Annotated in this window: 12 protein-coding genes; 7 read left to right on the top strand and 5 right to left on the bottom strand. The window is 76.1% G+C overall.

Features of this window, described 5'->3' with window-relative positions:
• Window positions 1–77: 77 nt before the first annotated feature.
• A complete protein-coding gene (locus AB0442_RS11075) occupies window positions 78–839 on the top strand; it encodes a class I SAM-dependent methyltransferase (RefSeq protein ID WP_366162170.1) in 762 nt (253 codons plus the stop codon).
• Window positions 840–873: 34 nt separating this feature from the next.
• Here AB0442_RS11075 and AB0442_RS11080 read toward each other — a convergent pair whose 3' ends face one another.
• Window positions 874–1,773, bottom strand: a complete 900-nt coding sequence (locus AB0442_RS11080; protein ID WP_366162172.1) for a LysR substrate-binding domain-containing protein — start codon at window positions 1,771–1,773, stop codon at window positions 874–876.
• Window positions 1,774–1,845: 72 nt separating this feature from the next.
• Here AB0442_RS11080 and AB0442_RS11085 point away from each other — a divergent pair, with 72 nt between their 5' ends.
• Both AB0442_RS11085 and AB0442_RS11090 read left to right on the top strand, forming a co-directional pair.
• Window positions 1,846–2,721 carry a dihydrodipicolinate synthase family protein gene (locus AB0442_RS11085; protein ID WP_366162174.1) on the top strand — a complete coding sequence of 292 codons (876 nt, stop codon included), beginning with the start codon at window positions 1,846–1,848 and terminating at the stop codon, window positions 2,719–2,721.
• 356 nt (window positions 2,722–3,077) lie between these two features.
• Window positions 3,078–4,106 carry an aspartate-semialdehyde dehydrogenase gene (locus AB0442_RS11090; RefSeq protein WP_344623978.1) on the top strand — a complete coding sequence of 343 codons (1,029 nt, stop codon included), beginning with the start codon at window positions 3,078–3,080 and terminating at the stop codon, window positions 4,104–4,106.
• A gap of 78 nt (window positions 4,107–4,184) precedes the next feature.
• Here AB0442_RS11090 and AB0442_RS11095 read toward each other — a convergent pair whose 3' ends face one another.
• Window positions 4,185–4,946, bottom strand: a complete 762-nt coding sequence (locus AB0442_RS11095; protein WP_366162175.1) for a hypothetical protein — start codon at window positions 4,944–4,946, stop codon at window positions 4,185–4,187.
• A 162-nt stretch (window positions 4,947–5,108) separates the two neighbouring features.
• On the opposite strand from AB0442_RS11095, the gene AB0442_RS11100 reads away from it, so the two are divergent.
• The 4 genes from AB0442_RS11100 to AB0442_RS11115 all read left to right on the top strand — a co-directional run bounded on the left by AB0442_RS11100 (window position 5,109) and on the right by AB0442_RS11115 (window position 9,152).
• Window positions 5,109–6,287, top strand: coding sequence for an NYN domain-containing protein (locus AB0442_RS11100; RefSeq protein ID WP_363544600.1), 1,179 nt, complete (start codon window positions 5,109–5,111; stop codon window positions 6,285–6,287).
• Window positions 6,288–6,479: 192 nt separating this feature from the next.
• A complete protein-coding gene (locus AB0442_RS11105; protein WP_366162300.1) occupies window positions 6,480–7,478 on the top strand; it encodes an ABC transporter ATP-binding protein in 999 nt (332 codons plus the stop codon).
• On the top strand, window positions 7,475–8,272 hold the full coding sequence (locus AB0442_RS11110; RefSeq protein WP_366162177.1) for an ABC transporter permease: 798 nt from the start codon (window positions 7,475–7,477) through the stop codon (window positions 8,270–8,272). The genes AB0442_RS11105 and AB0442_RS11110 overlap by 4 nt, the downstream gene beginning before the upstream one ends.
• A 142-nt stretch (window positions 8,273–8,414) precedes the next feature.
• Window positions 8,415–9,152 carry a hypothetical protein gene (locus AB0442_RS11115; protein ID WP_366162179.1) on the top strand — a complete coding sequence of 246 codons (738 nt, stop codon included), beginning with the start codon at window positions 8,415–8,417 and terminating at the stop codon, window positions 9,150–9,152.
• A gap of 10 nt (window positions 9,153–9,162) precedes the next feature.
• Here AB0442_RS11115 and ybaK read toward each other — a convergent pair whose 3' ends face one another.
• From ybaK to AB0442_RS11130, 3 genes are read right to left on the bottom strand one after another with little or no spacing between them, the layout of a single operon-like run.
• Window positions 9,163–9,657: a Cys-tRNA(Pro) deacylase gene (ybaK, locus tag AB0442_RS11120; RefSeq protein ID WP_366162181.1), complete on the bottom strand. Its 495-nt coding sequence runs from the start codon at window positions 9,655–9,657 to the stop codon at window positions 9,163–9,165.
• Window positions 9,658–9,709: 52 nt separating this feature from the next.
• The gene (locus AB0442_RS11125; RefSeq protein WP_363544593.1) at window positions 9,710–10,438 is read right to left on the bottom strand and encodes an LON peptidase substrate-binding domain-containing protein; all 729 of its coding nucleotides are present in this window, start codon (window positions 10,436–10,438) and stop codon (window positions 9,710–9,712) included.
• Window positions 10,439–10,498: 60 nt separating this feature from the next.
• The gene (locus AB0442_RS11130; RefSeq protein WP_366162183.1) at window positions 10,499–12,079 is read right to left on the bottom strand and encodes an oxidoreductase; all 1,581 of its coding nucleotides are present in this window, start codon (window positions 12,077–12,079) and stop codon (window positions 10,499–10,501) included.
• Window positions 12,080–12,111 lie beyond the last annotated feature (32 nt).

The following is a 12,111-nucleotide window of genomic DNA, read 5'->3' on the forward strand; positions in this document are numbered from 1 at the left end:
CGCGAAGGGTAGCGTCCGCGGTGTGTCCGCCCGATAAGCAGTGGCACCGGCCGCCCCCTCCGCGCGAGGATCGGGGCATGGCACGCACCTTCGACGACCTGGTGGCCGAGGCAGCGGCGGCCCCCATGGACGGCTGGGACTTCTCCTGGCTCGACGGCCGCGCCACCGAACAGCGTCCCTCCTGGGGCTACCAGCGGTTGCTGCGCGAACGGCTCTCGCAGGTCGGCGCCGCGCTCGACCTGCAGACCGGCGGCGGCGAGGTGCTCGCCGGTGCCGCCCCCTTCCCGCCGCTGATGGCGGCCACCGAGGGCTGGCCGCCCAACCTGGCGAAGGCCACCGCACTGCTGCACCCGCTCGGCGCGGTGGTGGTCGCGGCCCCCGAGGACCCGCCGCTGCCCTTCGCGGACGCCTCCTTCGACCTGGTGACCAGCCGCCACCCCGTGGTGCCGCACTGGGCGGAGATCGCCCGGGTGCTGCGGCCGGGCGGCGGCTACTTCGCCCAGCACGTCGGCCCGGCGAGCGTCTTCGAGCTGGTCGAGTACTTCCTCGGCCCGCTGCCGGAGCCGGTCCTCCGCGGCCGCCACCCCGACGACGAGCGGGCGGCCGCCGAGGCCGCCGGGCTGGAGGTCGTCGACCTGCGCACCGAGCGGCTGCGGATCGAGTTCCACGACATCGGCGCGGTGGTCTGGTTCCTGCGCAAGGTGATCTGGATGGTCCCCGACTTCACCGTCGACCGGTACCGCGACCGGCTGCGCGAGCTGCACGAACTGATCGGGTCGGACGGCCCGTTCGTCACCCACTCGTCCCGCAGCCTGGTGGACGCCCGCAAGCCCCGCTGACGCCCGGCAGCCTTGTGCGGCCACCCGGTGCGGCTCAGACCTGCGGGACGCCGCCGCCCAGCTCCGCCGGCACGGCCGAGTGCAGGGCGGCGGTGAACGCGGCGACCGCCGGGTGGGCGGCGGCTCCGGCGCGGAAGGCCGTCCGGGTCCGCCGGTACATCGGCAGCCGGGTGAGCACCACGCCCGGCGGTGGGGCGGGCACGGTGCCCAGGTGCGGGACCAGGGCGACGCCCTGGCCGACCGCCACCAGGGCGAGCACGGTGGTGAAGTCGTCCACGTGGTGCCGCACCCGCGGGGTGAACCCGGCGCTCTGGCAGGCCCGCAGCGTCATCGCGTGGCAGAGCGTGCCCGCCGGGGCCATGATCCAGGGCGAACTGCGGTGTTCGGCGACCGTGCCCGCGGCCGCCGCCGCCAGGTACATCGGCTCGGTGAACACCGGCTGGGTGAGCGCCAGTCCGGGCTCCGGCTCGGCCGGCACCAGGTCGTACTCGTGCACCAGGGCCACGTCCAGCTCGCCGGCCCGCAGCGCCGCCGCCACCGCGGCCGGGTCGACCTCGGTGACCATCGGCTCCAGCCCCGGGTGACGGGCCGCCAGCCCGGCCAGCGCGGCCGGGACGATCGCCCGCGCCGCCGACGGGTAGGTGCCGATCCGCAGCGGCCCGGCCAGCCCGCGGCGGGCGTGCGCCAGCTCGGCCGAAGCCTGCTCCAGCCGCTCCAGCACCGCCTCGGCGTGCCGCACCAGGTTCAGCCCGGCCGGGGTCAGCGCCACCCGCCGCCCGGTGCGCTCCAGCAGCGGCACCCCGGCCTCCCGCTCCAGTACGGACAGCTGCTGGGAGACGGCGGACGGGCTGAACGCGAGCGCCTCGGCGACCGCGGCGATCGTGCCGTGGTGGGCGAGTTCGCGCAGCAGGCGCAGGCGGCGGACGTCGAGCATCGGCTCAGCTTACGAGAAGCCTCGGAAATGTGAACTGGACCTGCACGATGCCGGCACGTCAGGCTCGACGGCATGGACCTGCACGGGATTCACGTACCCCTCGTCACCCCGTTCGCCGCGGACGGCTCCGTCGCCGCCGACGCCCTGGCCCGGCTCGCCGGCGACCTGCTCACCGCCGGCGCGGCCGGCCTGGTCGTGCTCGGCACCACCGGCGAGCCCGGCTCCCTGGACGACGCGGAGAAGCGCCTCGTCCTCGACGCCGTCGCCCCGGTCTGCCGGGCGCACGGCGCACCGCTGACGGTCGGCGTCGGCGGCGGCGACACCCGCCGCACCGCCGAGGCGCTGGCCGCCCTCGACGGGGTGGCCGACGCCGCCCTGGCGACGGTGCCCGCCTTCGTCCGCCCCGGCCCGGCCGGGGTGCTCGCGCACTTCCGGCACCTCGCCGCGCACAGCCCCGTCCCGCTGATCGTCTACCACATCCCGTACCGCACCGGGCAGCAGCTCGACACCGGGACGCTCGCCGAGGTGCTGCGGCTGCCCGGCGTGATCGGTGTGAAGTACGCCGCGGGCGGCATCGACGACACCGCGGTCGACCTGCTCGGACAGGGGCAGCGCGGCGTCATGGCCGGCGACGACACCCACCTCTCCGCACTGATGGCGATCGGCGCCGACGGCGGCATCCTGGCCTCCGCGCACCTGGCCACCGGGCAGTACGCCGACCTGGCCGACGCCTGGCGCAAGGGCGACGCCGACCGCGCCCGCGGCCTCGGCCACCGGCTGGCCGCACTCGCCCGCGCCGCCTTCGCCGAGCCCAACCCCGCGGTGGTCAAGGGCGTCCTGCACGCCCAGGGCCGCATCCCCACCCCGGACGTCCGCCTGCCCCTGCTCCCCGCCACCCCCACCGCCGTCGCCACCGCCCTCGACCGCCTCGCCGCCGTCACGGCCTGAAGGAACACCACCTCAGGGGCAGCACCCGAGGGGCGCGGGGGGCACCTCCCGGCCGAAGGCCGGGGGAGAACCGCGCAGTCCGGGGACGGTTGCCCGACACGTACCAGGGCCCGCCCCGGATGCTTCGGCGACGAATTGTTTTCGGACGAATCCCCGTCCGCGCCGACCGCACCCGCACATCTTGCGGAGCCCGTGCACCGAACCCGCAGGGGCTCCCGGCCGCGGGCCGCAGGCCCTCCCGCGGGGCCGCCCACAGCGTGGACGCCGCGACGGGCCGGGCCGGTGACAAGGCATGATGGCAGGGTGCGGACGGCGATCAAGCACAACCCGATCGAGCACGACATGGAGGAAACGCAATGAGGATCGGCATCGTTGGGGCCACCGGCCAGGTCGGCGGCGTCGTCCGCGAGATCCTGGCGGAACGGGACTTCCCGGTCGAGCAGCTGCGGCTGTTCGCCTCGGCACGGTCCGCCGGGCGCACGCTGCCGTGGCGGGACACCGAGGTGACGGTGGAGGACGCGGCCACCGCCGACTACAGCGGCCTCGACGTCGTGATCTTCTCCGCGGGCGGTTCCACCTCGAAGGCGCTGGCCCCGAAGGTCGCCGCCGCGGGCGCCGTCGTCATCGACAACTCCTCCGCCTGGCGCCGCGACCCCGAGGTGCCGCTGGTCGTCGCCGAGGTCAACCCGCAGGCGATCGCGGACCGCCCGAAGGGCATCATCGCCAACCCGAACTGCACCACCATGGCCGCCATGCCGGTGCTGCGCCCGCTGCACGAGGAGGCCGGCCTGGTCTCCCTGGTGGTCTCCACCTACCAGGCGGTGTCCGGCAGCGGCCTGGCCGGCGTGTCCGAGCTGCACGACCAGGCGTCGAAGGTGGTGGACGGCGCGACCGCGCTGGTCCACGACGGCTCCGCGGTCGAGTACCCGGCGCCCGGCGTCTACAAGCGCCCGATCGCCTTCAACGTCGTCCCGCTGGCGGGTTCGATCGTCGAGGACGGCTCCAACGAGACCGACGAGGAGCAGAAGCTCCGCCACGAGAGCCGCAAGATCCTCGGCATCCCGGAGCTCAAGGTCTCCGGCACCTGCGTGCGCGTCCCGGTGTTCACCGGCCACTCGCTGCAGATCAACGCCCGTTTCGCCGCCCCGATCGCCCCGGAGCGCGCGGTGGAGCTGCTGACCGGCGCGCCCGGCGTGGAGCTCACCGACATCCCGACCCCGCTGCAGGCGGCCGGCCAGGACCCGACCTACGTCGGCCGGATCCGGGTGGACGAGACGGTCGACAACGGCCTGTCGCTCTTCCTCTCCAACGACAACCTGCGCAAGGGCGCCGCCCTCAACGCGGTGCAGCTGGCCGAGCTGGTCGCCGCCGAGCTCCGCGGCTGACCCGCCGGCCCGCACGGCACGTCCGACGGCCCCGCCCCCGACACGACGGGGACGGGGCCGTCGGCGTCCGTGAACGGCCTAGCGGAGGGCGACCGCCATCTCCTGGGAGACCGCGTCGCCCGTCCACTTGTCGCCCGCCGAGTACCACTGGAAGTCGCCCGGTCCCGTCACCGGGACGGTGGCCCTCACCGTGCCGGAGGCGCTGGAGACGGCCTTGGCGACGGTCTTCCAGCGGTGCGAGCCCGCCGGGCGGAACTGCAGGTACGCCACGCCGTCCGCGTAGCCGTGGAAGCGGTTGTCCGTCCAGAACGATCGGGCCAGCCAGCCCTGCACGGTGATCCGCTGCCCCTTCGCGGCCTTCGCCGGGACGCCCGAGCCGGACAGCTTGGCCGCCCGCTTCAGCGAGAAGCCGCCGGCCGTCTTGGCCACGTAGCGGTCGCCGTCGTTGGCCTTCACCTGCAGGTCGACGAACCAGGTGCCGGCCTCGTCGTTGAAGATCTGCTTCTTCACCGGGTCGACCGTCACCGTGCCCCGGCACACCGACGCGGTCGCCGAGGACGGGGTGCAGCGCATCGGGCCCACCCGGAGCACGCCGTAGTTCGGCCCCCAGACACCGACCGGGTCGACCGCGCGGATCCCGGAGTCGTCGCGGGCCTCCACCACCAGCGGGAAGGTCGTCGCCTTCTGCGGCCCGAGCAGCACGGGCCGCCCGTCGTTGACGCTGATCGAGGTGATCGCGGTGTCGCCGTGGGACCGGTCGGTGGTGATCGTGGGTACGGCCAGCACCGCCACCGCCGCACCGGCCGCGGCCGCGCACAGGGCCCAGGAAGTCTTCCGCATGATCCCCCCAGTATCGCCGCAGGCCGGGGGTGCTCCGGCACGTCCCGGTCGGTCGGCGGCGGTTCGACGCCGGATCCGAGGGTAAGCACTGCCCAATCCCCCGCCCCGCCAGGGGTGGCCCGCCCCCGCCCCACCGGGGGTCACCGGAGGAGAGGAGCGGACGTGGACCGCTGCGTAGTCCTCGTCGACGCCGGCTACCTGCTCGGAGCCGCCGCCAGCCTGCTGGTCGGCGAGCCCGCCCGGTCCCGGGTGACGGTCGACCACACCGTGCTGATCACCGCGCTGCGCGAGCGCGCCGAGGCGGAGACCGGCCTGCCGCTGCTCCGGGTCTACTGGTTCGACGCCGCGCCCGAACGCCGCCCCCTGCCCGAGCACCGGCGGCTGCGCGTGCTGCCCCGGGTCACCGTCCGGCTGGGGGCGCTCACCCGGGCCGAGGGCCGCTGGGTGCAGAAGGGCGTCGACGCGGCGATGCACGCCGAGCTCACCGAGCTCGCCCGCAACCACGCCTGCACCGACATCGTGCTGGTCACCGGCGACGGCGACCTGCTGCCGGGTGTGATGTCCGCCAAGGAGCACGGGGTGGCCGTCCACCTGTGGGCGCTGCAGGCCGCGGACGGCGACTTCAACCAGTCCGAGGACCTCGTCGCGGAGGCCGACGAGCGCCGCGTCCTGGACCGGGCCTGGATGGAGCAGTGGGTACGGCTGCGCGAGGTGCCCGCGTCCTTCCCGGCGCCCGGTGCGGCGCCGCGGATCGCGGGCCTGCTCGCCGCCCCCGCGCAGCCGGAGGCACCGGCCGCGGCCGGCCGGCCGCAGCCCGCCGCCGCGCTCAAGGTGGTCCCCACGCCGAAGGACCTCGCGGTGCGGTCGGCCGCCGAGCGGATCCCGGCCGACCGGGCGGCCGCCGTCGCGCACGGCGGCCCGGTGCTGCGCTGGACCTCCGACCGCGGCTGGGTCGACCGGCCGCCCGCGGACACCTCGGCCACCGCCGGGGACGGGCTGCCGATCCTGGCCCAGCTCACCACCTCCGCGCAGCGCTGGGCGGACCGCGAGGAGGACATCACCAGCGTCGGCGGCGACGCCCACGAGGTCGGCCAGGTCTTCGCCCGCCGCTGGATCGACCGGTTCGGTGCGGCGGACCGGCTCGCCGTGCTGTGGACGGACTACCCGCGGATCCCGCACCGCCTCGACGGCGAGCTGCTGCGCTACGCCGCCCGCTTCGGCCTGCTCGCCCACAAGGACGACCAGATAGACGAGGCGGACCGCTACGCGATCCGGGACGGCTTCTGGAAGGAGCTCGCCGCCCGTGTCCCCGGCGGCCGCGCGGCGATGGCCGACGACTGACGGCGCACCCGCACGCCCGCCCCACCCGCATGTCCGCACACCCGTCGCCCCGCCCGGCCCCGCCCCGGCGGCGCACCGCCACGGCCCGGAGCCGTACCGGCCGGAACCGGCCCCGACCGGCCCCCGTGCCCGGTCCGGGCGCCGCGGAGCGTAAAGTTCTCTCGCGTGAGCGACACCGACCGGCAGGCACCCCTGGCCCCGCCGCGGGCCCGGGAGGACCTTCCGGGTCCGGCCTGCTGCACCGTCCGCGGCCTTGCCAAGACCTACCGCACCGGCAGCGGCGCCAAGGCCGCCGAGGTCCCCGCGAACGCCGGGATCGACCTGACCGTGCGGCGCGGCGAGATCTTCGGCCTGCTCGGCCCGAACGGTGCCGGCAAGTCCACGCTGGTGCGCCAGCTGACCGGTCTGCTGCGCCCGGACGCCGGCAGCATCGACATCCTCGGCCACGACATCGTCCGCCACCCCGAGCGGGCCGCCCGGCTGCTGGCCTATCTCGGCCAGGAGTCCACCGCGCTGGACGAGCTCACCGTCTCGCTCGCCGCCGAGACCACCGGACGGCTGCGCGGCCTCGGCCGTGCCCGGGCCCGCGCCGAGACGGCCGGGGTGCTCGCCGAACTCGGCCTCGAACCGCTGGCCGGCCGTCCGCTGGCCAAGCTCTCCGGCGGCCAGCGCCGCCTCGCCTGCTTCGCCGCCGCGCTGGTCGGCGAGCGTCCGCTGCTCGTCCTGGACGAGCCCACCACCGGCATGGACCCGGTCGCCCGGCGCGCCGTCTGGTCCGCCGTGGACCGCCGCCGGGCCGAGCGCGGCACCACCGTGCTGCTGGTCACCCACAACGTGATCGAGGCCGAGACGGTGCTCGACCGGGTCGCCGTCGTCGACGAGGGCCGGGTCATCGCCTGCGACACCCCCGGCGGCCTCAAGGCGCTGGTCGACGGCGACGTCCGGCTCGACCTGGTCTGGCGCACCGACGCCCCGCTCGACGTGCCCGCCGTCGCCGAGCTCGCCGCCCGGGCCGAGCGCACCGGCCGCCGCTGGACCGTCCGCACCACCCCCGAGCAGGCCCGCGAACTGGTCGCCGCGGTCACCGGCGGCGCCGCCTTCGCCGCGCTCGACGACTTCACCCTGGCCACCCCCAGCCTGGAGGACGCCTACCTCAAGCTCGGCGGCCGGCACAAAGGACTCGCCAAGTGACGCTCCTCGACACCCCGGTGCCCGCCGTCGCCGCCCCCGCCGAGCTGGCCCCCGCCGCCCGGCTGCTGCCCTCGCTCGCCGCGGTCTACCGCGCCCAGCTCGCCCGGGCCAAGGTCGCCCGGATCCCGCTGCTGTTCGTCGCCACCTTCCAGTCGCTGGGCATCCTGGTGATGATGCGCGGCGTCGTGGACGGCGGCGGCAACCCGGCCGCGCACGCCGTGGTGGCCGGTTCGGCGGTGCTGGTGGTCGCCTTCGTCGCGCTCAACCTGCTCGCCCAGTACTTCGGCAGGCTGCGCGCCACCGGCGGCCTCGACCACTACGCGACGCTGCCGGTGCCGCCGGCCGCGGTGGTGCTCGGCGCGGCCGGCGCCTACGCCTCGTTCACGCTGCCCGGCACCCTGGTCACCGCCGCGGTCGGCGCCTGGCTGTTCGACCTGCCGGCCCGCAACCTCTGGGTGCTGCTGGCGGTGGTGCCGCTCGCCGGGGCGGCGCTGTCCGGTCTGGGGGCCGCCTGCGGCCTGCTCGCCCGGCGCCAGGAGATCGCCACCCTGCTGGGCCAGCTCGGCATGTCCGCCGCGCTGCTGCTCGGCGTCCTGCCGGCCGGCAACCTGCCGCAGCCCGTGCAGTGGCTGCGCGACCTGCTGCCCTCCACCTACGGCGTGGAGGCCTTCGCCCGGACTTTCGAACCCGCCCCGGACTGGGCCGCCGTCCTCGGTGACCTGGGCGTCTGCGCGGCCGTCGGGCTCTGCTCGCTCACCGTGGCGACCTGGGCGTACCGGCGGGCCACCCGCTGACCCGGCCGGCCCCGGACCGGCCGGCGCAGCCCGGACCGGCCGGGAGCAGCCCGCCCCGGACCGGCCGGGAGCAGCCCGCCCCGGGCCGCACCGGAGCCGCCCGCCCCGACCGGACCGGGGCCGGTCGTGAAACGATGACCGGGTGACCGCACCGAACACACCGACGGGCCCGGGCGCCGACCCGTACGCCCCGCACGACCCGTTCGCACCGCCGCCGGCGCCGGTCGGCCCGAAGCGGCCGAAGCGCGCCCTGCTGCCGGAGGTGCGGATCGGTGTGCTGATCGCGGCCGGCGGTGCGCTGCTCGGTGTGGTGCTCGGGCTGCTCTGGCTGTGGCTGGCGCCCCGGGTCGGCCTGGTCGTCAAGGGCGACCAGCTGCTGTACGCGGACCCGGAGGGCGAGCAGCGGGCCGGTGCCGACAGCGTCTTCGCGCTGCTCGGCCTCGGCGCGGGCCTGGTCACCGCGCTGACCGCCTTCCTGTTCACCCGCGGCCGGGGCGGCGGTGTCGCGGTCGCGGCGGGCCTCGCGGTCGGCGGCCTGGCCGGATCGGTGATCGGCTGGCAGCTGGGCATGAAGCTCGGTCCCGCCTCCGACCTGGTCGCGCACGCCCGGCAGGTCGGCGACGGCGGCCGGTTCAGCGCCCCGCTGGAGCTCGGCGCGCACGGCGCGCTGCTGGTCTGGCCGATGACGGCGATGGTGGTGCTGCTGGTGCTGTCCGCCGCCTTCGGCAAGCGCGAGGAGGACCCGCCGCCGTACTGGGCCTGGCCCCACCCGGAGGCCGGTCACCCCGAGGCCGCTCACGCGTCCGACGGCCACGCCCATGACGGCCACGCCCACGAGGGCCGCGCCGCGGGCGGCCCGGAGCACCCGCACGCCGACTGACCCCGGGGGTTCAGCGGCCGATCGGTGCCGTCCGGGCGCCGGTCAGCGAGACCAGGTCGGCGGGGGCGAGTTCGACCTCCAGGCCGCGGCGGCCGGCCGAGACGAAGACCGTGGAGTGACCGAGCGCGCTGTCGTCCAGCACGGTGCGCAGCGGCCGCCGCTGCCCGAGCGGGGAGATGCCGCCCAGCACGTAGCCGCTGCTGCGCTCGGCCGCCGCCGGGTCGGCCATCGCCGCCCGCTTGCCGCCCACCGCGGCGGCGAGCGCCTTCAGGTCGAGCTGCCCGGAGACCGGGACGATGCCCACGGTCAGCGTGCCGTCCACGTCGGCGACCAGCGTCTTGAAGACCCGGCCGGCCGGGATTCCGAGCACCTCGGCGGCCTCGCCGCCGTAGGACGCCGCGGCCGGGTCGTGGTCGTAGGCGTGCACGGTGTACGCCACGCCCGCGGCCTCCAGGGCGACCGTGGCGGGTGTGCCCTGGCCGCCCTTCTTCGTCTTCTTCGCCATCGGCGGCCCTTCTCGGGGGTGCGGTCGGGTGCGGTCGGGGTCCGGGCCGGCGTCAGTTGGGGCTGAAGGCCTGGCGGGTGAGGTCCGCGGCGGGCAGCGACGGCAGCCAGGCCAGCAGGGCGGTCTCCCGGCGCAGCAGCTCCAGCTCGGCGGTGAGCCGCTGGGCGGTGTCCGGGCAGGCCAGCAGCTCCTGCTTGACGGGGGCGGGCAGCACGGTGGCCGCCGCGACCAGGTAGGAGAGCGCCTGCGGGTCGAGCGGCAGCTCGACGTCGCCGGCCAGGGTGGCCTCCTTCGCGCCCGCGAGGCGCTTGCGGTACTCGTGGAAGGCCCGCTCCACCACCGCGCCGAGCGCCCCGGAGCCCTGGCCGGACGGCTCGTCCAGCGGCCGGGTCTCGGCGACGAGGTAGGGGCCGCTCGCGTCGACGGACTCCACGGTGAACCGGGTGGTGCCGGTGACCAGCAGCTCGTACCGGCCGTCGGCGCGGCTCCGCACGGAGGTGACGTCCGCGACGCAACCGACCCGGTACAGCGCCTCCCGTGGGTCGCCGGTGACCGTGCCGAGCCCGTCGAGCGGCCCGGCCGGGCCCTCGTTCTCCCGGACGGGCGCGACCTCGCGGCCGTCCCTGATGGCGACCACGCCGAAGCGACGCGGTTCGTCCTCGGGCAGTTCCTGCAGGTCGGCGACGAGTCGGCGGTAGCGCTCCTCGAAGACGTGCAGGGGCATCACCAGGCCCGGGTAGAGGACCGTGTTGAGCGGGAAGAGCGGCAGCCGTTCTGTCACGGCGCACAGCGTAGTTGCCGCGGGCCCCGGCGACCTCGCCCTTTTGCCGCAGAGCCGGCCTCAGCCGCGCTGCAGCAGCCGGGTCGCGCCGGTGACGGCGGTGGTCGCCAGGATCCAGCCGGTCAGCACCAGGCCGGCGGTCACCCACTGGCCCTGCCGGTCCGGGTTCCATCCGCCCTGCCCGAGGTCGACCACCGGCAGCAGCCAGCCGAGCGTGTACAGCGCGGCGTCCCAGGTGGGCACCTCGTCGGCCTTCAGCGGCTGCGGCGGGTGCTCGGCGAAGTACGCGGTGCCGAGCAGCCAGGCCAGCAGCAGCCACAGCGCGGCCCGGCCGGGCCGGTAGCCGTAGCCGACGGCGACGTCCTGCAGCAGCCCCCACAGCCGGGCGTGGACCGGCAGGGCGGCGCGGCGGCGGCGTTGCTTGGCGTGCAGCACCTCGCGGGCGTCCTCGTCCCGGCCGTCCCGGCGCAGCGCCGAGGCGAGCTGTTCGTACGGCTCCGGCTGGTACTCGCCGAGCGAGTTCTCCAGCCAGGCGATCCGCTCGGCGACGCCGAACGGCTCCGCGGGCCGCAGCGACTCGTAGGTGAAGCCGGTGAGCCGCACCAGGCCGGCGCCGGGCCAGGACCGCGGGGCGTCGACCAGGTTGCCGATCTGGGCCCGGGAGAGCGACACGGTGCCGTCGGGGGCCTTCTTGCAGGCGAACCGCAGCTCGGGCGTCCGGATCCGGCGCAGCGACAGCTCCTGCCCCTCGGAGAGGTGGAACTCGGCCTCGTGGATCAGGCAGGCCTGTTCGAAGCGGGCGTCGACCAGCCGCACCCCGCCCCAGGCGCGGAACGGGGTGACGGCGGCCCCGGGCTCGTGCGGCGGCCCGTAGCCGTAGGCGTACTCGCTGGGCGAGGTCGTCCAGCGGTTGTCGGCCGAGCCGGTCAGGTACAGCGTGTTGCCGACGGTGGTGCGGGCCAGGTTCAGGCAGTTGCGGCCGGGGTCGCGCATCCGCAGCCGGGCGCCGCGCAGCGAGAGCCGGCCGCCGATCCGGCCGGTGCGGATGCCGAACTCGCCGTGCACCTCGATCCGCTCGGCCTCCAGGTCCTGGTGGACGGTGAGCCCGTCCGCGGAGAGCGCCCGGTGGTGCGGGTCGGCGCCGAGGACGGCCTGGTTGAGCAGCAGGTCGGTGCCGATCCGGGCGTCGGTGAGCCGGATGCCCTGCGGCACCACGCAGCGCGCCAGGTGCACGTCGCCGTCGGCGGCGAGCCGGGAGGCGTCCAGCCGCGGTATCAGGCAGCCGATCAGCCGGATCGTGCCGGCCCGGGCCTCGGAGAGCAGCACCCGGGTGTCGAAGCGGCAGCCGTGCAGCTCGACGTAGTGGGTGAGGGACGCGCCGGCCAGTGACAGCGGGCCGGTGACGTACGCGCCGTTGAGCTTCAGCGCCGCGACCCGCCCGGGTGCGGGGGCGGGGCCGGAGAGCAGCAGCCGGGCGAGCACCTCGGCGCGGACGGTCCGCTCCGCGCCCCAGTCGCCGGAGCCCGCCGGGTCGTCGTCCTCGGCCTTGCCGGCGCGCAGGTCGAGCACCTCGCCGTGCCGGAACGCGTCCCACAGGCGCTGCTCCGTGTCCGTCCAGCCGTCCGGTGCCCCGTCCGCCATCGTCCCCCCTGGTGATCCCCGGCCGTCTCGGC

The sequence above is a fragment of the Kitasatospora sp. NPDC085895 genome, assembly GCF_040702125.1.
GTDB classification, from domain to species: domain Bacteria; phylum Actinomycetota; class Actinomycetes; order Streptomycetales; family Streptomycetaceae; genus Kitasatospora; species Kitasatospora arboriphila.